Source organism: Xenorhabdus ehlersii, assembly GCF_003610465.1.
Taxonomy (GTDB): Bacteria; Pseudomonadota; Gammaproteobacteria; order Enterobacterales; family Enterobacteriaceae; genus Xenorhabdus; species Xenorhabdus ehlersii.
Genome location: NZ_RAQI01000002.1, coordinates 115,855 through 138,183, shown reverse-complemented (window position 1 = coordinate 138,183; position 22,329 = coordinate 115,855). Strand labels below are relative to the sequence as shown.

The 22,329-nt window shown below is 42.4% G+C and carries 20 protein-coding genes; 11 read left to right on the top strand and 9 right to left on the bottom strand.

All coding sequences use genetic code 11. The features are described from left to right. Positions 1-10: 10 nt before the first annotated feature. The 6 genes from rsxD to bla all read left to right on the top strand — a co-directional run bounded on the left by rsxD (position 11) and on the right by bla (position 6,454). Entirely contained in the window at positions 11-1,090 is a 1,080-nt protein-coding gene (rsxD, locus tag BDE27_RS06475; protein ID WP_099132408.1) for an electron transport complex subunit RsxD, read from the top strand. A gap of 16 nt (positions 1,091-1,106) precedes the next feature. Beyond that, positions 1,107-1,733: an electron transport complex subunit RsxG gene (gene rsxG / locus BDE27_RS06470; protein ID WP_099132407.1), complete on the top strand. Its 627-nt coding sequence runs from the start codon at positions 1,107-1,109 to the stop codon at positions 1,731-1,733. Between the two features lie 2 nt (positions 1,734-1,735). Further along, positions 1,736-2,440: an electron transport complex subunit E gene (locus BDE27_RS06465; RefSeq protein WP_099132406.1), complete on the top strand. Its 705-nt coding sequence runs from the start codon at positions 1,736-1,738 to the stop codon at positions 2,438-2,440. 13 nt (positions 2,441-2,453) lie between these two features. Then, positions 2,454-3,086, top strand: a complete 633-nt coding sequence (gene nth, locus BDE27_RS06460; RefSeq protein ID WP_099132405.1) for an endonuclease III — start codon at positions 2,454-2,456, stop codon at positions 3,084-3,086. Positions 3,087-3,487: 401 nt separating this feature from the next. Then, on the top strand, positions 3,488-5,425 hold the full coding sequence (locus BDE27_RS06455; RefSeq protein WP_099132404.1) for an exoribonuclease II: 1,938 nt from the start codon (positions 3,488-3,490) through the stop codon (positions 5,423-5,425). A gap of 96 nt (positions 5,426-5,521) precedes the next feature. Further along, positions 5,522-6,454 carry a class A beta-lactamase gene (bla, locus tag BDE27_RS06450; protein WP_099132403.1) on the top strand — a complete coding sequence of 311 codons (933 nt, stop codon included), beginning with the start codon at positions 5,522-5,524 and terminating at the stop codon, positions 6,452-6,454. Between the two features lie 58 nt (positions 6,455-6,512). Here bla and yciH read toward each other — a convergent pair whose 3' ends face one another. The 4 genes from yciH to BDE27_RS06430 form a co-directional block, all read right to left on the bottom strand. Continuing rightward, positions 6,513-6,839 (bottom strand): stress response translation initiation inhibitor YciH, encoded by a 327-nt coding sequence (gene yciH / locus BDE27_RS06445; protein WP_099132402.1) that lies wholly within the window; start codon positions 6,837-6,839, stop codon positions 6,513-6,515. Beyond that, entirely contained in the window at positions 6,832-7,572 is a 741-nt protein-coding gene (gene pyrF, locus BDE27_RS06440) for an orotidine-5'-phosphate decarboxylase (protein WP_099132401.1), read from the bottom strand. Before pyrF ends, yciH begins: the two co-directional genes overlap by 8 nt. A 91-nt stretch (positions 7,573-7,663) precedes the next feature. Beyond that, positions 7,664-8,833: a lipopolysaccharide assembly protein LapB gene (gene lapB / locus BDE27_RS06435; protein ID WP_099132400.1), complete on the bottom strand. Its 1,170-nt coding sequence runs from the start codon at positions 8,831-8,833 to the stop codon at positions 7,664-7,666. Positions 8,834-8,839: 6 nt separating this feature from the next. Then, positions 8,840-9,154, bottom strand: a complete 315-nt coding sequence (locus BDE27_RS06430; RefSeq protein WP_099132399.1) for a LapA family protein — start codon at positions 9,152-9,154, stop codon at positions 8,840-8,842. A 369-nt stretch (positions 9,155-9,523) separates the two neighbouring features. Here BDE27_RS06430 and ribA point away from each other — a divergent pair, with 369 nt between their 5' ends. Continuing rightward, positions 9,524-10,120, top strand: a complete 597-nt coding sequence (ribA, locus tag BDE27_RS06425) for a GTP cyclohydrolase II (RefSeq protein WP_167450575.1) — start codon at positions 9,524-9,526, stop codon at positions 10,118-10,120. An 88-nt stretch (positions 10,121-10,208) separates the two neighbouring features. Here ribA and acnA read toward each other — a convergent pair whose 3' ends face one another. After that, positions 10,209-12,899, bottom strand: a complete 2,691-nt coding sequence (gene acnA / locus BDE27_RS06420) for an aconitate hydratase AcnA (protein WP_099132397.1) — start codon at positions 12,897-12,899, stop codon at positions 10,209-10,211. 295 nt (positions 12,900-13,194) lie between these two features. Here acnA and BDE27_RS06415 point away from each other — a divergent pair, with 295 nt between their 5' ends. After that, entirely contained in the window at positions 13,195-14,034 is an 840-nt protein-coding gene (locus BDE27_RS06415; RefSeq protein ID WP_099132396.1) for a hypothetical protein, read from the top strand. Between the two features lie 99 nt (positions 14,035-14,133). On the opposite strand, the gene cysB is transcribed toward BDE27_RS06415, so the two are convergent. Beyond that, positions 14,134-15,108: an HTH-type transcriptional regulator CysB gene (gene cysB / locus BDE27_RS06410; protein WP_099132395.1), complete on the bottom strand. Its 975-nt coding sequence runs from the start codon at positions 15,106-15,108 to the stop codon at positions 14,134-14,136. Between the two features lie 361 nt (positions 15,109-15,469). Beyond that, entirely contained in the window at positions 15,470-18,067 is a 2,598-nt protein-coding gene (gene topA, locus BDE27_RS06405) for a type I DNA topoisomerase (protein ID WP_099132394.1), read from the bottom strand. Between the two features lie 307 nt (positions 18,068-18,374). Between topA and BDE27_RS06400 the strand changes: the two genes are divergently transcribed. Further along, a complete protein-coding gene (locus tag BDE27_RS06400) occupies positions 18,375-18,533 on the top strand; it encodes a DUF2498 family protein (protein ID WP_120211330.1) in 159 nt (52 codons plus the stop codon). A gap of 83 nt (positions 18,534-18,616) precedes the next feature. Here the strand turns inward: BDE27_RS06400 and sohB are convergent, their stop codons facing one another. Further along, positions 18,617-19,663: a protease SohB gene (gene sohB / locus BDE27_RS06395; RefSeq protein WP_099132442.1), complete on the bottom strand. Its 1,047-nt coding sequence runs from the start codon at positions 19,661-19,663 to the stop codon at positions 18,617-18,619. A gap of 235 nt (positions 19,664-19,898) precedes the next feature. On the opposite strand from sohB, the gene BDE27_RS06390 reads away from it, so the two are divergent. Together BDE27_RS06390 and cobO are read left to right on the top strand one after the other, a co-directional pair. Continuing rightward, positions 19,899-20,666 carry a YciK family oxidoreductase gene (locus BDE27_RS06390; RefSeq protein ID WP_099132393.1) on the top strand — a complete coding sequence of 256 codons (768 nt, stop codon included), beginning with the start codon at positions 19,899-19,901 and terminating at the stop codon, positions 20,664-20,666. Further along, positions 20,663-21,259 carry a cob(I)yrinic acid a,c-diamide adenosyltransferase gene (gene cobO, locus BDE27_RS06385; protein ID WP_099132392.1) on the top strand — a complete coding sequence of 199 codons (597 nt, stop codon included), beginning with the start codon at positions 20,663-20,665 and terminating at the stop codon, positions 21,257-21,259. Before BDE27_RS06390 ends, cobO begins: the two co-directional genes overlap by 4 nt. 65 nt (positions 21,260-21,324) lie before the next feature. Here the strand turns inward: cobO and rluB are convergent, their stop codons facing one another. Beyond that, positions 21,325-22,248 (bottom strand): 23S rRNA pseudouridine(2605) synthase RluB, encoded by a 924-nt coding sequence (rluB, locus tag BDE27_RS06380; protein ID WP_099132391.1) that lies wholly within the window; start codon positions 22,246-22,248, stop codon positions 21,325-21,327. Between the last annotated feature and the right edge of the window lie 81 nt (positions 22,249-22,329).

Genomic DNA, 22,329 nt, shown 5'->3' with positions numbered 1-22,329 from the left:
AAATTTATCGATGAAATTTAGGCCAGTAAAAACTGACAACAACCAACTAAAAGTCGCGAGTTCGCCTTTTACACACAATCAAAAAAGCACTAGCCAGATCATGCTTTGGGTGGTTTTAGCTGCCATACCCGGTATTGCTGCCCAAACCTATTTCTTTGGCTATGGAACATTGTTCCAGATTTTGCTAGCTATCATTACCGCATTGTTAGCTGAATCTGCTGCTATCGCATTAAAAAAACAACTAATACTTCCCTATCTCAAAGATAACTCTGCTTTAGTGACAGGATTGCTTTTAGGTATTAGCCTGCCACCATTAGCACCATGGTGGCTAATCGTGCTCGGCACATTTTTTGCTGTCATTATTGCTAAACATCTGTATGGCGGACTTGGACAAAATCCGTTTAACCCTGCCATGATTGGTTATGTCGTTCTGTTGATCTCATTCCCTATACAAATGACCAGTTGGATGCCCCCAGAATCTTTACAGACATTCACTTTAACACCATGGGATAGCCTGGTGGTTATTTTCACAGGACATACGCCAGATGGCTCTACTTTGTTACAACTGCAACAAGGTATTGATGGATTAAGTCAAGCAACACCGCTGGACAGTTTCAAAACGGGCAGGTTAACTCACAATATTGATGAAATATTGCAACAACCTATATTACAAGGAATTTTAGCAGGCATTGGCTGGCAATGGGTTAACGTTGCCTATTTGGTTGGCGGCCTGATTATGCTCAACCGAAAAATCATTAACTGGCAAATTCCAACTGCATTTATTTTGTCACTGGGTATTTGTGCATTGATTAGTTGGCTCTTTGAGCCTACTCGTTATTCACCGCCTTTATTGCAACTCTTTTCCGGTGCAACCATGCTAGGCGCATTTTTTATTGCGACTGATCCAGTTAGCGCATCAACAACACCAAAAGGTCGCTTGATTTACGGAGCCATTATTGGTGGGCTTATTTGGATAATTCGTGTTTATGGTGGTTATCCTGATGCTGTTGCATTTGCGGTATTACTGGCAAACATATGTGTACCACTTATTGACCATTACACCCAGCCTCGTGCTTACGGCCATAAATAGGAAAAGGGAGAATACTATGTTAGAAACTATGCGTCGTCACAGTATTACCCTCGCAATTTTTGCGGCTTGTACGACAGGATTAACAGCAATTGTTTATTCATTAACAAAGGATCGGATCGCCGAACAGGCAGCTTTGCAGCATAAGGTATTACTGGATCAAGTTGTTCCCCCTACTTTATACGACAATGATCTGCAAAATGAATGCTATCTAGTGACAAACAATGCATTAGGCAATGAACTGCCTCATCGTCTTTACCTCGCCCGTAAAGACGGCGTTCCGGTCGCCGCTGCGTTAGAAAGTACAGCCCCTGATGGCTATTCAGGTGCAATTCAATTACTGGTTGGCGCTGATTTTTCTGGTAGTGTACTGGGTGTTCGAGTAACTGAACACCATGAAACACCCGGTTTGGGAGACAAAATTGAGACCAGAATTTCCAATTGGATCTATGCCTTCTCCGGCAAAAAAATCATGTCAAAGGATGATCACAACTGGGCGGTCAAAAAAGACGGTGGAGAGTTTGACCAATTTACCGGTGCAACCATTACGCCTCGTGCTGTTGTCAATGCCGTTAAACGGACCACTCTTTATCTGGAAACAGTGCCGACACAACTTTCTTCCCTGCCAACTTGCGAAGAGAAATAATCATGAATGAAACTAAAAATCTATTTATGCAGGGACTATGGAAAAATAACTCCGCATTGGTACAGCTTTTAGGGCTTTGCCCTTTATTGGCTGTTTCCTCCACGGCAACCAATGCTCTGGGATTAGGATTAGCGACAACACTGGTTTTAATGAGTACCAATATGGCAGTGTCAGCATTGCGTCGCTGGGTACCTCATGAAATCCGTATTCCAATTTATGTGATGATAATCGCGTCTGTCGTCAGTGCCGTTCAGATGTTAATCAATGCCTTTGCTTTCGGACTCTATGAATCATTGGGTATTTTTATCCCCCTGATTGTGACTAACTGTATCGTGATTGGTCGTGCCGAAGCCTACGCATCAAAGAATTCGATCTACCATGCGACGATTGATGGCCTGTCAATGGGGCTGGGAGCAACTTTCGCCTTATTTGTATTGGGTTCCATGCGAGAAATTTTGGGGAACGGGACTATTTTTGATGGTGCCGATTTATTGCTGGGTAGTTGGGCTAAATCACTGCGTATTGAAATAATTCATCTGGACTCTCCTTTTCTGCTTGCCATCTTGCCACCAGGTGCTTTTATCGGATTAGGTCTGATGCTGGCAGGAAAATATCTCATTGATGAACGCGTCAAAAATCGGGCAGAAAATAAAGAACGCCAATATAACGTAGAAAAAGGCTGTGGAAGCCATATCACAAGAGGCTGAAAAGTAACCAGATATGAATCAACAAAAACGGATTGAGATCCTCACCCGTTTACGGGATAACAATCCACATCCAACTACTGAGCTGGTGTTCAACACTCCATTTGAGTTACTCATTTCCGTATTACTGTCTGCACAAGCTACAGATGTCAGCGTGAATAAGGCAACAGCAAAACTATATCCCGTTGCCAATACTCCGCAGACGATCCTTGATTTGGGTGTTGATGGTTTAAAGGAGTATATAAAAACCATTGGGTTATATAACACTAAAGCTGAAAACGTAATTAAAACTTGCCGGATATTGCTGGAAAAACACCAAGGAGAAATACCGGAAGATCGCATGGCGCTGGAAGCATTGCCAGGCGTCGGTCGAAAAACTGCTAACGTTGTTTTAAATACTGCTTTTGGTTGGCCAACCATTGCCGTTGATACACATATTTTTCGCGTCAGCAATCGAACCCAATTTGCCCCAGGGAAGAATGTTGATGAGGTCGAGAAGAACTTATTGAAAGTTGTGCCAGCCGAATTCAAGGTTGATTGTCACCATTGGTTAATTCTGCATGGTCGCTATACTTGCATTGCTCGTAAGCCGCGCTGTGGCTCTTGTATTATTGAGGATCTTTGTGAATATACGGATAAAACCGAATAATAAAAAATCTTAAATCTCCATTAGTCTGTCTCCTATTTAATCATTACAGGAATTACAGGAGGCAGACTGAAAAAACCATATCATTGTTGTTTTTTTCTTATTGAAATTTGTAAGTAAATTAAGATGAATTGGATTATTTGGGTGGTTTTAATAGTATGTTGTAACTAAATATCGTTTTTTCAAACGTTACCTAATACGGATTAAGCTGTCATAAAACTAACAACACTGCCATATCAGTGGATAAGTAGAAATAACATTCCCCGTTTCGGAAAAAAGACTAATTTTTGGTCTTACACCACAGTTTTTCCTGTTTTGATAAGATGTTACTTGCTCCATACTCTCGATTCGCGTAAAACTGTTGTCCAAAATTATCAATAATAACTCCATATTCTCTTGATATTATGTTTCAAAATAATCCGCTGCTTGCGCAGCTAAAACAGCAACTTCACGCTCAGACCCTGCGTGTAGAAGGTTTAGTCAAAGGAACTGAGAAAGGTTTTGGATTTCTAGAAGTCGACGGCCAAAAAAGTTATTTCATTCCACCTCCTCACATGAAAAAAGTCATGCACGGTGATCGGATTACCGCTGCTATCCACACAGACAAAGAGAAAGAAATTGCCGAACCAGAGTCTCTGATTGAACCCTTCCTGACCCGTTTTGTAGGAAAGGTCCAGAAGAAAGAAAATGACAACCGACTGTGGATTATTCCTGATCACCCATTATTAAAAGACACTATCCCTTGCCGCCCAGCAAACCACGTTGACCATATCTTTGAAAATGGCGATTGGGCCGTAGCTGAAATGCGCCGACATCCCCTGAAAGGCGATCGTGGTTTTCATGCCGAAATCACTGGCTATATTACGCAAGGTGATGACCACTACGCACCGTGGTGGGTAACATTAACTCGCCATGAACTGGAACGCGAAGCGCCAGCGATGACGGATTGCCAGTTGGATGATAGTTCTATCGAACGCATCGATCTGACCGCGCTTGATTTTGTCACTATTGACAGTGCAACAACTGAAGATATGGATGATGCCCTGCACATCACCAAAAATGATGACGGCAGCCTGAAACTTTCTATTGCAATTGCCGATCCCACTGCTTATATCAAAGCGGATAGCGAACTGGACAAAATTGCCTACCAGCGTAGTTTCACCAATTACCTGCCAGGTTTCAATATCCCAATGCTCCCTCGTGAGCTATCCGATGACCTATGCTCTCTGCGCCCTAATGTACGCCGCCCTGCCTTGGTTTGTCAGGTTTCAATTTCCGAAGATGGTCAATTGGGTGATGATACTCAATTTTTCTCTGCTTGGGTTGAGTCTAAATTTAAGCTGGTTTATGACGAAGTCTCAGACTGGTTAGAAGGCCAAGAAAGTTGGAAACCAGGATCAGACGCTGTAATTAGCCAAATCACCCTTCTGAAAGAGATGTGTGAACGTCGCAATAACTGGCGTCTACAAAACGCCCTGGTTTTCAAGGAACGCCCGGATTATCGATTTATCCTTGATGATAATGGCCATGTTGTTGATATCGTTATTGAACAGCGCCGTACAGCTAACCGTATTGTCGAAGAAGCCATGATCGCAGCAAACTTATGTGCAGCTAAAATTCTGCGTGATAAGTTAGGCTTTGGTATTTATAACGTCCACACTGGCTTTGAACCTACCCAGATTGAGCAGGTCGTTGAAGTTCTCAAGGAAAACGGCATTGAAGCTAATGCCGAAGCATTACTGAATCTGGAAGGATTCTGCGAATTGCGCCGTGAACTGGATAAACAACCAACCCAATTCCTGGACAGTCGCATCCGCCGTTTCCAAACATTTGCTGAAATCAAAACAGAACCAGGCCCACACTTTGGTTTAGGATTTGATGCTTACGCGACCTGGACATCCCCTATCCGTAAATACAGCGATATTATCAACCACCGTTTGTTGAAAGCAATTATCCAACAAGTGGAGATAGAAAAACCGACTGAAGATTTTTGCCTGCGATTGACAGAGCGACGCCGAGCTAACCGCATGGCCGAGCGCGATGTTGGTGATTGGCTCTATGCCCGTTTCTTACAACCTTATGCTGGCACAGATAAAACATTCCCAGCAGAAATTATCGATATCACCCGTGGTGGCCTGCGAGTTCGACTGGTAGATAACGGTGCTATCGCTTTCGTTCCTGGACCATTTTTACATGCTGTTCGTGATGAACTTCAATGCAGTCAAGAAACAGGTTCCGTGTTGATCAAAGGCGAGACGGTTCACCGCTTGAATGACATCATTAATATCCGTATTGAAGAAGTCAGAATGGAAACCCGCAATATTGTGGCACGTCCTGTATAAACTAATCTTACAGATAATTTCGATAAAGCATCTCTGCCGCCATTTATGGCGGCAGTTTTGTAATAACAATAAGATAATCCCTATGAGGACTTCCACATGCTATTTTCTTCGGTAAACCGAATAGGTTTTACAACTGCCCTCGCTTCGTTACTTGGTATATTATTCACTTTTCCAGCTAGTTCCACTGTTCATAACAATCAAATTTCTCACCAGCATGAAACATTATCTGGCAAGACAAATAAAATCATCCATCAGCTTTCCATATTGGAGAAAAATGCCAATGGCCGGCTTGGTGTGGTATTGATAGATATATCTGATCATTCCACCATCACCTACCGTGCAAACGAGCGTTTTCCTCTATGCAGCACCAGTAAGCTGATGGCGGTATCCGCTATTCTGAAAAAAAGCGAAACAAATATTCACCTATTAAATCAACCAGTTCACTATCAACGATCAGATCTTGTTGAATATAGTCCAATTACGGAAAAACATCTCAAAGAGGGTATGACCTTAGGAGAGTTGAGCGCAGCAACACTGCAATATAGCGATAATACGGCTATGAATTTACTTCTTAACCAATTGAATGGCCCAAATGAAGTGACACACTTTGCCCGTACTATCGGTGACAATTCTTTTCGCCTCGATCGCTATGAACCCGAATTAAATACCGCTATTCCAGGTGATGAGCGTGATACTTCCACACCTCAAGCTATGGCAAAAAGTTTATATAATTTAGTATTGGGAGATGCCTTGGCTACAATACAACGTGAACAATTAGCTGAATGGATAAAAGGCAATACAACTGGCGGCGCCAGCATTCGTGCGGGAGTACCCAAGGATTGGATTGTAGGAGATAAAACCGGTCGCTGCGATTATGGTACAACAAATGATATCGCGGTCATTTGGCCAGTATCCAATCGTGCACCGTTGGTTTTAGTTACCTATTTTACTCAGCCAGATAACAAAAAAGCCAGTGCCCGCCCTGACGTACTGGCTGCGGCTGCCCGTATCGTAACACGTATTAATTAGTTCAATTACCAAGCTATGTAGTTTATTGGCTGCATAGCTTGTATATAACAAACTGAGCTTAGCCTCCAGCCAGTTTTACCTTCATGCCTTTTGCTTCCAGCAATTGCTTCAACAAGTCGCGTTTATCGCCTTGAATCTCAATTTCACTCTCTTTGACAGAGCCTCCACAGCCACACTTTTTCTTCAATTCGGCTGCTAACTTAGCCAAAGTTTGGTCGTCAGCATCTATGCCCGTAATCACACAAACACCTTTCCCTTTACGGCCACTGGTTTGGCGCTGGATACGTACAATACCATCACCTTTCGGACGAGAAGGCTTTACTTTTTCCTCCTCCTGGATGCGGCCACCATCCGTCGAATAAACCAAACGAGAGTTATTATTCATGAACGAGTCCAAGAGATTGGTTAATCTGCCGTAGTGCTAATGTCGGATTTTCTGATCGAGTAATTGGACGCCCGATCACCATATAATCCACCCCAGCCTGAACCGCCTGAGGAGGTGTCATGATCCGGCGCTGATCTCCCGCTTCTGTACCTTCAGGACGAATACCTGGGGTAACAAGCTGGAATGCTTGTCCACATACAACTTTCAATTGCTGTGCTTCATGGGCTGAACAAACTACGCCATCTAAACCACACTGTTTTGTCAATAATGCCAAACGCTCCGCATGTTGCGCTGGAGTTATATCAATGCCTGTGCCTAATAAATCAGATTGTTCCATACTGGTCAGCACTGTCACCGCAATCAACAGAGGCGCATCCTTACCGTAAGGCAGCAACGCTTCTTTAGCTGCTGTCATCATTCTCGCACCACCACTTGCATGAACATTAACCATCCACACACCTAATTCTGCGGCAGCGGCAACCGCCCTTGCCGTTGTATTGGGGATGTCGTGAAATTTAAGATCCAAAAACACATCAAAACCACGCTGATGCAGCGCCTGAACAAATTGCGGGCCATACAGTGTAAACATCTCTTTGCCCACTTTCAGACGACAGGATTGTGGATCAATCTTGTCGATAAATGCCAGCGCTGCGTCCTGATTGTCATAATCCAGTGCAACAATAACAGGCGAGTCAATCTGTTTATCTAAAGTTTGAACTGTGTGGGAGATCATTTTTAGGCCCTTTGATTTACTAATTAAATTGAATTACTTAATTACTTATAAACTTTAATTACTAATGAGTAGCAGTATAATAGTGACAGTGTCACTGACCATCCAGCCCTCGGATCGGTTTAATAGAATCCCAAGAACGACATGATGGGCAATGCCAATATAACGAACGGGAAGTAAAACCACATTTATGGCATCGATAATCAGGTTTTGTACGGATTTGCTCACCAACCATATTGCGCAAAAGAATCAAGCTTTCTTTAGCCCGCCCTTCTTCTGCTTCCGTCATATGGTAATCCATCAAACGGTAAAATAATCTCATTGTTGGATGGCGGTCCAACTGACGGTTAATGAAGTTTTGAGCAACTTCACGCCCTTCTTTCTTCTCAAGAATATCGGCCATATGAAGTTCAGCGATCGCACCACAATTTTCTTCTACACAACGCTGTACAAAAGCTTGCCACGCGTCCGGTTGAGACAAATGTTGGTAACATTCTTGCAGCATTGGCAAAGATTCACTGACTAGTTGTTTATCCTGCTCAAGAATGCGTTTCAACGCATTGGTCGCTTTAAGATATTCTCCCTGAGCCATATAAATACGACCAAACATAATAGAAGCACGGGCACAATTTTTGTCTGCTTGAGCCGCTTTATTCAAATAGCCGATCGCAGCAGTAAAATCATCACTGCCCATACATTGCAGAGCCAACTCACAGTAGAAATGGGCAATTTCTTCCCGAAAATGGTGTTTACCCAGTTTTACGAGCTTTTCTGCGATATCAATGGCTTTATTCCAATCACTGGTTGACTGATAGATGGTTAGCAAGGAATTAAAGGCATTTTCACGGAAATCAGTTTCGTCAACTAACTGAACGAACATGTTCTCTGCGCGATCATAAACTCCAGCAGCCATATAATCTTGCCCAAGTTGCTGGATCGCAAGCAAACGCTGTTCAAATGTCAGGGAAGCACTTTCCATTAGGGACTGGTGAATACGAATAGCTCTTTCAACTTCACCACGGGAACGGAAAAGATTTCCCAATGTTAGGTGAGCCTCAAATGCAGAGCTATCCTCTTTCAGCATATCAAGAAATAAATCTACCGCCTTATCTTGCTGATTGGAGAGCAAAAAGTTAACACCATCAACATATTCACGCGAAAGGCGGTCAGCCGATTGTTGTTTATCTTGTTGAGCACTTCTGCGCCCCATATACCAGCCATAGGCGGCAGCAATGGGAAGCAACAGAAACAACAGCTCTAACATAGAGAATTATTCCTTGTTTAATGCTACGGTAGATACGACTTTTTTGGATGATTCAGATGGTTGTTCCACTTGAGTTTCCAGTCGCTTGATTTTGCGTTTCGCATGTCGCAAAGAAACACAGGCGCGTAGGTAAAAAAAACCACAAACTCCCCAACCGAGAATAAAGCCAACAGCAAACAACGCAGCCAGCAATGTGGATACAGAGTAATCACCCTTAGCAATCAAATAATTAAACGTCACTATCTGATTATTATTTGCTCCCAGCGTCACTGAGATAACAAAAACAACCAGTGCCAGTAATAAGATCAGAAAATATTTCACATTTCTTCCTGTTATCTATCGTTGCTGATTGATTATGCCAAATAACAGACATAGTGGCGTGTTAAATTAGCATTTCTCGTCTACACACGTCTACGTAAAGGAAGCAATTTATTGCAATAAACGCTGATTTCCCTCTTCTTGTAATAAATACATCTGCAAAAATCTGCCTATAGTTTAGCATGTTAATATATTTATCATTAAAGGACCCGACGCTTTATTCATGCGCAATAATAATTTCTGTTACAATGCGTCGGCGTGCATGCGTTGTAATCAGAGAAAATTTTTGCGTAGTTTTAGCTGATTTCTCAACCGATATTGTTCTGATATCGCAATATTTATAACGAGTTAAATCAATATATGAATACAAAAATACAACTAAAACGAGTAGCTGAAGCAAAATTACCTACACCATGGGGCGAGTTTTTAATGATTGGATTTGAAGAAATCAAAACAGGCCGCGATCATGTCGCTCTTGTTTTCGGCGATATTTCTGGTGATGAACCTGTATTATCGCGCATCCACTCAGAATGCCTCACTGGAGATGCTTTATTCAGTCTAAGATGCGACTGTGGTTTTCAATTAGAAGCTGCACTTTCGCAAATTAGTCAGGAAGGCCGGGGTGTTTTGCTCTATCACCGCCAGGAAGGCCGCAATATTGGCCTGCTGAATAAAATTCGTGCCTATGCTTTACAGGATCAAGGTATTGATACTGTTGAAGCCAACCATCAATTAGGTTTTGCTGCCGATGAAAGAGATTTCACCCTGTGTTCAGACATGTATAATATTTTGAATATTAATACAATTCGTCTTCTTACTAACAACCCTAAAAAAGTTGAAATCATGATAGAAGCAGGTATTAATATCACCGAACGTGTTCCATTGATCGTAGGACGTAATTCCCAAAATGCTCACTATTTGGATACCAAAGCCAACCGAATGGGCCATTTGCTGTCCAAATCAAGCTAAAAGTTCTCTAATGACTTTCTGTAAAAGATAAAAACTGCGTCAGTGTGGGCGCAGTTTTTATTTCTAAATGCGATTTTTCAGTTTTTTATCATTTCAGCATATTACGAATCACATAATGCAAAATACCATCATGATAGAAGTAAGACAGTTCTGTTCCCGTATCAATGCGGCAACGGGTATCAATCACAATTTCCTGTCCATTGGCATAGGTAACTTTCACTGCAATTGTCTGCCCAGGTTGAATGTTAGATAATCCTGTAATATCAATTCGCTCCTCACCTGTCAGGTTTAAGCTCTTGCGGCTAACGCCTTGAGGAAATTCCAATGGCAAGACACCCATACCAATCAAGTTAGAGCGGTGAATGCGTTCAAAAGATTCTGCAATTACAACCCTGACTCCCAGTAGTCTTGTTCCTTTTGCAGCCCAGTCACGGCTTGATCCTGAACCATATTCTTTCCCCGCAATAACGGCTAATGGTATTTTTTCCTCCTGATAACGCATCGCTGCATCATAAATAGCAAGTTGGGATTGTGAAGGAATATGCCGGGTATAACCTCCTTCAACCCCTGATACCATCTCATTACGAATACGAATGTTAGCAAACGTTCCTCGCATCATAACCTCATGATTGCCACGCCTTGAACCATACGAATTAAAATCTTTTGGTGCAACACCATGTTCTTGCAAATAACGTCCGGCAGGACTGTCAGCTTTGATATTTCCCGCAGGAGAAATATGATCCGTCGTGACTGAATCCCCCAAGATCGCCAAAATGTGAGCCTGATGAATGTCTGTAACTGGTTTAGGCTCAGCCGTCATATCACTGAAGAAAGGCGGATTGCGTATATAGGTGGAATCCGCCTGCCAAGCATAAGTTGCTGAGCTTTCGACGCTCAAGGATTGCCAACTTTCGTCACCATCAAACACAGAATCGTATTCTTTATGGAACATTTCAGTTCTGACTTTTCCAACCGCTTCTGCAACCTCTGCACTATCAGGCCAAATATCCTTCAAGTAAACATCATTACCTTGTTGATCTTTCCCAATAGGCTCTCGTGTCAGATCCTTTCTCATATTGCCAGAAAGCGCATAAGCTACCACCAGCGGCGGTGATGCTAGCCAGTTAGTTTTCACCAAAGGATGAATGCGCCCTTCAAAATTTCGATTACCGGAAAGCACAGCTCCAACAGTTAAATCCGCTTGTTTAATCGCAGCTTCAATAGGATCAGGCAATGGCCCAGAGTTACCAATACAGGTAGTACAACCATACCCCACTAAATTAAAACCCAATTTTTCCAGATATGGCATGAAACCTGCCAATTCTAAATAACTTGTCACAACTTTCGAGCCAGGAGCCAGTGAAGTTTTAACCCATGGTTGACGCTGCAAACCTTTTTCAACCGCTTTTTTGGCAAGTAATCCCGCTGTCATCAATACACTGGGATTAGAGGTGTTCGTGCAAGAAGTAATGGCAGCAATCACCACAGCACCATCTTGCAATGAAAACGTTTGGTTATCTAAAGTCACTGATACCGCTGATGAGTGTTCTTGGGTTTTATGAATATCCAATTCTGTGGCGGATTGAAAAGCTTGTGGTACATTTCCCAATGCAACCCGGTCTTGAGGACGTTTCGGTCCAGCTAAACTTGCTTCAACTGTCGACATGTCCAACTCTAGGGTGCTGGTAAAAATAGGCTCATCTCCCGTATTACGCCATAAACCCTGAGTTTTGCAATAAGCTTCAACCAAAGCAATTTCTTTTTCATGGCGCCCCGTTAAACGCATATAGTCTAATGTAATGTCATCAACAGGGAAGAAACCACAAGTCGCACCATATTCAGGGGACATATTGGCAATAGTTGCCCGATCTGCCAACGGCAAATCAGATAACCCATCACCATAAAATTCAACAAATTTACCCACAACACCGTGCTTACGCAGCATTTGTGTCACAGTCAGTACAAGGTCAGTTGCTGTGATCCCTTCTTGCAATTTTCCGGTCAGTTTAAAGCCAACAACATCTGGGATCAGCATAGAAACCGGCTGTCCCAGCATCGCTGCCTCGGCTTCAATTCCCCCTACACCCCATCCCAGAACGCCCATCCCATTAATCATGGTTGTGTGAGAATCCGTTCCGACCAACGTATCAGGATAAGCAAAATCCTTACCATCCTGATTTTCATACCAAACGGCTTTACCCAGATATTCCAGGTTAACCTGATGGCAAATCCCTGTTCCGGGAGGGACAACGCGGAAACGATTAAAAGCTTTCTGTCCCCAACGCAAGAACAGATAACGTTCATAATTACGTGCCATCTCTATCTGGACGTTTTCTGAAAATGCCTGTTCAGTGCCAAATTTATCAACCATCACCGAGTGATCGATAACCAAATCAACAGGGGATAACGGATTAACCTGCTCTACATTTCCACCAAGTCTCAACACAGCTTCCCGCATCGCAGCAAGATCGACGACAGCCGGCACACCTGTAAAATCCTGCATAAGTACGCGGGCGGGGCGATAAGCAATTTCTCGATCTGCATGACCGGTTTTTTGCCATTCCACCAACGCCTGCAAATCATCTTCCACAACTGATTCACCATCAACATTGCGCAAGAGATTTTCGAGCAGAACTTTCAGTGACTTTGGCAGGCGGGATATATTGCCAACTCGTTCAGATAACAGAGGTAAACTGTAATAGTGATAGGTTTCACTGCCAGTGGATTTGCTTCCGATCGAGAGCGTTGAAGCACAGTCCGTTTTCAATTTAAACGACATAACTCCTCTCCTTTCTTATTATTGATGGTCAGCTACCATTAAACATAACATATAAGCAACTATTTGTTATTCCGTCACCACACATTTTGCTAACTAGCTGTAAATCCTCATTTATTGATAAATTTTAATGATGACACCTCCAAAGTAGATATGTTTTATTCACGCCATAAGAGTTTGATTGAATTGACTCTAAAGTTTCTACGCATTTCTGGCTAATAGGTTTCAAATTGAAATTTGAAAAATAAAGGTATATTCAGGATACTCAATACGTTTATTAGAGATTGGAGGCAAAATTATGGATACAGAAAAAAACAAAGAATACCAACATTACCTGAGCCATATAAAACAAGCCGATCAGTTTTTTTCGGCTGGCATTAGAGATAAATTTTCCTTGTCGGATTATCAGCTTAGTGATACAGACGGCCTTGTCCAATTTATTATTACTTCAAATATTGTCGACAAAGGCAGTGTCATACAGAAAATGAATGAAATCAAAAAAATACAGATCGCCCTTTCTTCAATAGCCGCCGATTATATCGCCAAATATACCAATACTCATGGCAAAAAATATAAGACTGACATTCAATTTTGGGGTGATATCATGGCAAAACTGCCCTTGATGAGTATCATGAATGTCGAAAGTCAAACCTATCAGCATGAAATGAAAGGCGTTTCTATTGCAACTAATTTACTCCAACTCATCATGGATATTATTTTAAATGCAAACTCTCCAAGCCTGAAAAGCTTTTCCGATTTTTTGCAAAAACAAGGTGATGCTATAAGGCTGGGTTTAAAACGGAATGGAGATCATTATTCCACCCTCACATTAGCCAGTGTTATTGAAGCAATTGGCGTTGAAGATCGGGTCATGTATGCCCCTAAAATAAAACTCTATAAAATAGATTTTGACAGAACCAACTCAACAGTGACGTCAAATTGCGCTTCTAGCGAGAATATTAATGTTGAATTTACTTACTCCTCTTGTATTTCCTTATTTCATTATCAATCGTTAGAAAATCACGAAGTTAAAATAGCTTTCGATAATTTCATTCTCAAAAATCAAAAATCTTCAATAGAAAATTCTGACAATTTTTTCAGTGGTGAATTTAAGACAATGAGTCCAAAGGGGACATAAAATAAAAGATCAACCACCTGCCTGCTGTTTGGAGGTGGTTTAATCTTCTTGACACTATCTATCTTATTTATATCTATTTTTCTGATAGTAAATATCTTTTTACACTATCGGCAGTTCGATATCTTTGAACATTTCTTCGATTTCTTCATTGGAGCGTAACGCAATGGCTTTATCCACGACATCACGCGTCAAATGTGGCGCGAAACGCCAAATAAAATCATACATATAACTGCGCAGAAAACTACTGCGTCGAAAGCCGATCTTGGTAGTGCTGTAACCGAATTGATCACGCATATCAATACGTACTAAATCACCGTCCTTAACGGGTTCTACGGCCATACTGGCAATCACACCAATCCCTAACCCTAACCGCACATAAGTTTTAATCACATCGGCATCTGTTGCCGTAAATACGATTTTAGGTTTCAAACCAACCCGATCAAAAGCAACATCCAACTCAGAGCGCCCAGTAAAACCAAACGTATAGGTTACAATCGGATATTCAGCCAGTTCTTCAATCGTCACATTCTGTCTACTAGCAAGAGGGTGATCTTTCGTCACCACAATAGAACGGTTCCAATGATAACAAGGCAACATAATCAGATCGCTATAGAGATGCAGTGCTTCTGTTGCTATCGCAAAATCACTATTTCCTTTGCATACCTCTTCCGCAATTTGCGTTGGAGAACCTTGATGCATATGCAGTGATACATTGGGATAACGTTCAATAAAGCCCTTAATAACAGGAGGTAAAGCATATCTTGCTTGTGTATGGGTCGTCGCTATATATAAAGAACCGCGATCTGGATAGGTGTGTTCACTGGCAACAGAACGAATTGAATCAATTTTTGACAGAACCTCACGTGAAATACGGACAATTTCTTCACCAGCTGGAGTCACGTGCGTCAAATGTTTACCACTACGAGCAAATATCTGAATCCCCAGCTCATCTTCGAGCATCCTGACTTGTTTGCTGATCCCCGGTTGAGAGGTATACAACCCTTCTGCTGTAGAAGATACATTTAGATTGTGGTTAACCACCTCTACAATATAACGCAATTGCTGTAGTTTCATATCAGCACTGTCCCTAATAATCAAATGTATGAACGTTTTGTAGTTTAACCAATTGCTATATTGCTAATGGTTACTCACTTATAACTATATAGAATATATATCTGTAGGAATATAACCACTATAACACTTGCTATATATTTATATAACAAATAATTAAGATGAGTAACTATTATCAAGCACCTGTTGCAGATATATTGTGTTTTAATTTTGTCGAAATACAAAAAAAGCCAGTCCATAGAACTGGCTTTTTAGAAAGAAAAGTTACATTTCCCATAAAAAAAGAAATATATCTCTAAATATATTTCTATGAATTATACCCAATAAATGAGGATATAATGCACAAATTTATCTTAAAGATCGATTACTTTTCTTTCACAACCCAAGCCCCTTCAACAAAAAATGCGGTCCATCTGGTGGCCTTGCCATTTTTCTCTGACGAAACGTACTGCTGTTTAGTTTTACGGCTAAAACGAACAACTGTTTTATTCCCTTCCGGATCAGCAACAGGCGCTTGCGCTAAATAACGCAATTTTTCCGGCAAGCGATCTTTGAACCGAACAAGCTCTTCAACTAATGGTGCTCGCGTTTCGCGAGATTTAGGGAAGGTGTTGGCTGCTAAAAACACCCCTGCTGCACCATCACGCAGAACAAAGTAAGCATCCGATTTTTCACATGCCAGCTCAGGTAACGGAACCGGATCTTCTTTCGGTGGCGCCACTTCCCCATTACGCAAAATTTTACGGGTATTTTTACACCCTTCGTTTGTACAACCCATGTACTTACCAAAACGCCCCATTTTCAGGTGCATTTCTGAACCGCACTTATCACACTCAACTATCGGACCGTCATAACCCTTAATGCGGAATTCACCTTCTTCAACTTCATAACCATCACACTCCGGGTTATTACCGCATACGTGCAATTTACGCTGGTTATCAATCAAATAACTGTCCATCGCTGTACCACAATTTTTACAGCGCCGACGAGCACGCAATGCATTGGTTTCAGCATCATCCCCTTCCAGGACATTTAGGATTTCATTTTCCGGGATAAGGTTAATCGTCTGCTTGCATCGCTCTTTAGGTGACAACACGTAACCAGAGCAGCCAAGAAATACCCCTGTTGTTGCAGTACGAATTCCCATTGGACGGCTACAGGTCGGGCACCCAATTGAGGTAATCACCATCGGGTTCGGGCGCATTCCGCCTTCATCTGGTTCTTTACTGGCAACATCAAGCTGTTCACTGAAATTGGAGAAAAATTCGTCCAAAACGCCTTTCCAATTTGCGTCATTGTTGGCTACATGATCGAGCTGGTCTTCCATTCTTGCCGTAAAATCGTAGTTCATCAATTCGTTGAAATTTTCTTCCAAACGATCATTGACAATTTCACCCATTTTCTCTGCATAGAACCGCCGATTTTCAACGCAAACATAACCACGCTCTTGAATGGTTGAAATAATTGATGCATAAGTCGATGGACGACCAATCCCACGTTTTTCCAACTCCCTGACCAAGGACGCTTCACTGAAACGCGCAGGTGGTTTTGTAAAGTGCTGGCTTGGTATCAACTGTTGCACATCAAGCTCTGTGCCCACTTCCACCACCGGCAAAGTATTATCTTCATCTCCTTTGCGCAAAATCGGCATGACTTTTGTCCAACCATCAAAACGCAGAGTACGGCCTTTGGCGCGTAACTCAAAATCGCCAGCTTGAACGATCAATGTCGTGGAATCATATTTCGCAGGTGTCATCTGACAAGCAATGAATTGACGCCAGATAAGCTGATACAATTTTTGTGCATCAGTTTCCATATCTTTCAATTCTTCTGCCATGACATTAACATCAGAAGGTCGAATCGCCTCATGGGCTTCCTGAGAGTTTTCCTTGCTGCTGTAAACATTGACACTTTTCGGCAAGTATTTATCACCAAAATGGTTACTGATATAACCACGAACCATTTCCAACGCGTCCTGACTCAAGTTAGTCGAATCGGTACGCATATAAGTGATATACCCAGCTTCATATAAGCGTTGCGCCATCATCATGGTTTTTTTAACCCCAAACCCAAGCCGTGTACTTGCAGCCTGTTGCAATGTTGAGGTAATGAATGGTGCACCTGGCTTACTCGATGTTGGACGATCTTCACGCTCAATCACTTTGTATCTCGCTTTTTCAAGCAGAGATACTGCTGACTGCGTTTGTTGCGCATTTACGGGTTTAAATGGTTTTCCCTTCTCATGGGTAACTTCCATATGGAGAGAGATATCACCCTTAGCCATTAAATCCGCGTGCAGTTGCCAATATTCTTCCGGCACAAATGCCTTGATTTCACGTTCCCGCTCAACCACAAGACGAACTGCGACAGATTGCACCCGCCCAGCGGATAACCCTCTGGCAACTTTTTTCCACAGTAGCGGTGAAACCATGTAACCTACAACGCGATCCATAAAACGACGCGCTTGCTGGGCATTCACACGGTCAAGATTCAATTCACCGGGATTATCAAAAGCCTGTGTGATTGCATTTTTGGTAATTTCATTGAATACAACCCGGCTGAAACGGGATTCATCTCCACCAATCACTTCTCGCAGATGCCATGCAATAGCCTCCCCTTCGCGGTCAAGGTCTGTTGCAAGATAGATATGATCAGCTTTTTCAGCCAGCGTTTTCAGCTCTGAAACAACTTTTTCTTTGCCTGGCAAAATTTGATAGTTCGCTTCCCAATCATGATAAGGATCGACACCCATACGGATGATCAGCGCCGTTTTCTCATCTTTTTTTGCTCTCTTTTTATTCTTATCGGTAGATGAGCTTGAACTCTTTTGACTCACTGTTCCACTCGTCGGCAAATCACGGATATGACCTACACTGGATTTTACAACGTAGTCATTCCCCAGATATTTATTGATTGTTTTGGCTTTTGCCGGGGACTCCACTATAACAAGAGCTTTAGCCATAGTTACCTTTACCTAATTATCTTCTTTTCAGATGGCGAAAATCACGGCGTTATGTTGCGATATATAAAATAAAACCTCTTTTTATATTGCGATAGATTTGCAAGATATCAACTAATTTTTATCTTGTACCTTTGCTTAAGCGCAAAACCCTTTGAAATATTTAGGATATTTTATATACCTACACAAACCATACAATTGTATGTTTTAACAGTTGTAAACAAAATCTTCCATCTGCATGACGAAAAGCCCACACTCTACCTGATAAAAAACGATGCGCAACAACTTATTTTTTGAAGGAGCACAATAAATGAAAACTAAAACCATGCCTGTTAAGCGAAAGCAGTTACTAAAAAAAGTAAATGAAATCATTAAGAAACACGAAGATTTTATACAAGGCATGTACGCAGAGAGCGCGGAACAAAGAGAACGGAGTATCATCCCTGATTGGTTAATCAATTATCAATAAATATGCGGGCAATAAAGGATATATAAATCTCTTCTATTTACCCGCATAATATCTGCGGTAGTTTTAGGTAACTGATTTTTCCGTTACAACAAAGGTTTTTCTCCCCTTTGCCACCAACGCATAAACAATTTGTCAACGTTCTCCATCGCACTCCCCATAAAACGGTCTATGGCACGTTTGCGGCGATAATAATTAACACCGATTACTTCACAATGTTCAATTTTTTCAATCAGAAAATCATCACTGACACCCACATCATCAATCAACCCATTTTCTTTTGCTTGTGTACCGTACCAATATTCACCAGTAGCTACGTTTTCCACATCCAAAGATGGACGATATTGATGGATAAATGATTTGAATAACTTATGCGTTTCGTTCAAATCTTCCTGAAATTTCTTGCGTCCCTGTTCAGTATTTTCTCCCAGAACAGTCAGGGTACGTTTATATTCGCCCGCAGTATGCAATTCAACATCAATATCATTTTTCTTCAATAACCTATGAATATTTGGTAATTGAGCCACAACGCCAATGGAACCGATAATGGCAAACGGTGCAGCAATAATGCGATCAGCCACACAAGCCATCATGTATCCACCACTTGCAGCTACTTTATCCACGGCAATTGTCAGACGTATCTCTTTCTGCCGCAAACGAACCAATTGAGATGCTGCCAGTCCATATCCATGAACCACACCACCAGGACTTTCCAGTCGCAGCAAAACTTCATCTTTTTTGTCAGCCACAGCCAGTATTGCACTGATCTCTTCGCGGAGTGACTCCACTTCACGGGCATCCATACTACCTTTAAAGTCCAAAACATAAAGATTTGGCTTCTGTATGCCTTTCTGACCCGTTTTGGCTTCCGCTTTTTTCTGTTTAGCGTCACTTTTTTGCTGTTTTTTAAATGTTTTTTGCCAAATTTTTTGTTCTGCTTCACTCATTCGAGCCTGCTGCATCTGGCGCTGTCTTTCCTTGTATGACTTACCAAGATTAGTCAGCTTCAATTCCCCTTTGTGCATTGTTTTACGTACACCTAATCCGATACAAACGACCGTCAGAATGGCGATTGCCAAAACCACCGTGAGCACTTTGGCTAAGAACAATCCGTATAGAGACAAATATTCCACAGCTCCACCTTTATTAATTGATGAACAATATGTTTGTTTCATTCTAACTAAAAACCGAATACCTTGCCCTAACAGTTTGCTTAACCTATCTCAATTGGAGTTACACTCTTTTACCCATTTTTCACCAATGCAGGCAAATTTGACGGGAACCTTAAGTTTTGTTCTGATGATGACCTGTATGAGCCATCCTGAAATGGCAGTCATAGATTCACAAGCAATATAGGAAGATTGTTCGATGTTTGATTACCAACCCAATAGTCATCTGCTACAACAAAAAATTATTTTAATAACCGGTGCTGGCGATGGCATTGGGCGCGAAGCCGCGCTGACTTATGCCCGCCACGGTGCACAAGTTATTCTGCTGGGACGTACCACCGCTAAACTGGAAGCAGTCAGGCAGCAAATTGCAAACGATAGTGGTTTATCTGCTGACATTTATACGATGGATCTGCTGACAGTGACCGCAGAAGAATGCCAAACTTTCGCCAACTATCTGGCCCAGCATTATTCACATTTGGATGGTGTCTTGCACAACGCTGGGCTTCTTGGTGCTGTTTCCCCTATCGTAGAACAGCCTGTACAACTTTGGCATGAAGTGATGCAAGTGAATGTCAACGCTACTTTTATGCTGACTCAGGCATTGATCCCTCTATTATTAAAATCCACTAGCGCTTCTTTGGTGTTCACCAGCTCCAGTGTCGGCCGTGAGGGCAGAAGTGGTTGGGGAGCATATGCTGTTTCCAAATTTGCTACAGAAGGCCTAATGCAAGTTTTGGCACAAGAATATCGGGATACTTCCCTGCGTATTAACTGCATCAATCCTGGCGGAACAAGCACCAGCATGCGAGCATGTGCTTTTCCTGATGAAAATCCCGCTAAGTTAAAAACACCAGCGGATATTATGCCTGTCTATCTTTATGTAATGGGAGATGACAGCCGAAATGATTCTGGCATCAGTTTTGATGCTCAACCCGGACGCAAAGCGGGACCTGCTGAATCGTGACCAGAGATAATAGCCAGTACCAGAAAAGGCAACAACGCCTGAAAGAAAAAGTCGATGCCCGTATTGAAGCAGCACAACAAGAACGGGGGATTGTTATTGTGTTCACAGGAAACGGTAAAGGAAAAACTACCGCTGCATTTGGCACAGTTACTCGTGCAATCGGGCATGGACAACGTGCTGGTGTTATCCAATTCATCAAAGGGACATGGGAAAGCGGTGAAAGGAACTTGCTGATACAGCAAGGTGTTGAATTTCATGTGATGGCAACAGGTTTCACATGGGAGACTCAAAATCGCGAATCAGACACAGCAGCCTGTCAAACAGCCTGGAAACAGGCTGCGGCAATGCTATCTGATCCTTCATTGCACCTTGTAGTGCTGGATGAATTAACCTATATGGTTAGTTATGGTTACTTAGAACTCACCGAGGTTCTGACTGCCCTTAAACAGCGTCCTGCCCATCAAAGTGTGATTATCACAGGCAGAGGATGCCATCGAGAATTACTGGAATATGCCGATACGATTACGGAAATGCGCCCGGCAAAACATGCGTTTAATGCCGGAATTAAGGCACAGAAAGGCATTGATTGGTAAATGAATCCGCTGTTTCAATCGCTTTAGATAAATGCTGATATGGCTGAAACAGCGGCTTAAACGTATTAACGACCTTTAGATGTGGTCTTCTTCCCTGCATTCTGACGAGAACTGCTTGCAGGACGTTTTCCTGCCGGACGGGATACAACCTGAGTATGTCGTCTTACCGCGCGGCGGATCTGATTAGCCTTAACGCGGCGTTGATCACGCCCAACAGCGACTTTGGTCAAAATCTCTTCATCCAAATCAACCAATTGACGTAAATAGTTAGTCTGTTCCAACCCCAACTCAGTCCAGCCACCACGCGGCAAACCTTTCGGCAGATCGATATCGCCATAACGCACACGGATCAGGCGGCTGACTTGCACACCAACGGCTTCCCATAAGCGTCTGACTTCGCGATTACGGCCTTCTGTCAGAGTAACGTTGTACCATTGGTTGATACCTTCTCCACCTTTAAACGCAATGGTCTTAAATGAAGCCGGGCCATCTTCCAGTTGTACACCTTGTGTCAATTGACGGAGTTTTGCGTTATCGACTTCACCGAACACACGAACTGCATATTCACGCTCAACTTCGCGGCTTGGGTGCATTAAACGGTTAGCCAATTCCCCATCGGTAGTAAACAACAACAACCCGCTGGTATTAATATCCAGACGCCCTACCGCAATCCAGCGTGCGCCTTGCATTTTTGGCAGACGATCAAACACAGTCGGACGGCCTTCAGGATCATGGCGGGTACACAATTCACCTTCCGGTTTATAATAAGCCAAAACACGGCAAATTGTTTTCTGTGGCTCTTTGATATTTAAGATCCGTCCATCCAGACGAATTTTTATTGAGGGCTTAACTTCGATTCGATCACCCAACGTTGCAATCTTACCATCAATGCTAATGCGTCCTTGTTGGATATACCCCTCGATTTCGCGACGGGAACCATGACCAGAACGCGCGAGAACTTTTTGTAACTTTTCTGTTTTATCGCTCATTGAGCAACCTCTATTGTCGCCTTCACAGGCGTCGTGATACTAAATAAAAATTGAATCGTATACTTTAAAAAAAACGTACAC

Coding starts and splice junctions, on each gene's coding strand:
- rsxD (WP_099132408.1), top strand. CDS start 11: ATGAAATTTAGGCCAGTAAAAACTGACAACAACCAACTAAAAGTCGCG.
- rsxG (WP_099132407.1), top strand. CDS start 1,107: ATGTTAGAAACTATGCGTCGTCACAGTATTACCCTCGCAATTTTTGCG.
- BDE27_RS06465 (WP_099132406.1), top strand. CDS start 1,736: ATGAATGAAACTAAAAATCTATTTATGCAGGGACTATGGAAAAATAAC.
- nth (WP_099132405.1), top strand. CDS start 2,454: ATGAATCAACAAAAACGGATTGAGATCCTCACCCGTTTACGGGATAAC.
- BDE27_RS06455 (WP_099132404.1), top strand. CDS start 3,488: ATGTTTCAAAATAATCCGCTGCTTGCGCAGCTAAAACAGCAACTTCAC.
- bla (WP_099132403.1), top strand. CDS start 5,522: ATGCTATTTTCTTCGGTAAACCGAATAGGTTTTACAACTGCCCTCGCT.
- yciH (WP_099132402.1), bottom strand. CDS start 6,839: ATGAATAATAACTCTCGTTTGGTTTATTCGACGGATGGTGGCCGCATC.
- pyrF (WP_099132401.1), bottom strand. CDS start 7,572: ATGATCTCCCACACAGTTCAAACTTTAGATAAACAGATTGACTCGCCT.
- lapB (WP_099132400.1), bottom strand. CDS start 8,833: ATGTTAGAGCTGTTGTTTCTGTTGCTTCCCATTGCTGCCGCCTATGGC.
- acnA (WP_099132397.1), bottom strand. CDS start 12,899: ATGTCGTTTAAATTGAAAACGGACTGTGCTTCAACGCTCTCGATCGGA.
- BDE27_RS06415 (WP_099132396.1), top strand. CDS start 13,195: ATGGATACAGAAAAAAACAAAGAATACCAACATTACCTGAGCCATATA.
- cysB (WP_099132395.1), bottom strand. CDS start 15,108: ATGAAACTACAGCAATTGCGTTATATTGTAGAGGTGGTTAACCACAAT.
- topA (WP_099132394.1), bottom strand. CDS start 18,067: ATGGCTAAAGCTCTTGTTATAGTGGAGTCCCCGGCAAAAGCCAAAACA.
- BDE27_RS06400 (WP_120211330.1), top strand. CDS start 18,375: ATGAAAACTAAAACCATGCCTGTTAAGCGAAAGCAGTTACTAAAAAAA.
- BDE27_RS06390 (WP_099132393.1), top strand. CDS start 19,899: ATGTTTGATTACCAACCCAATAGTCATCTGCTACAACAAAAAATTATT.
- rluB (WP_099132391.1), bottom strand. CDS start 22,248: ATGAGCGATAAAACAGAAAAGTTACAAAAAGTTCTCGCGCGTTCTGGT.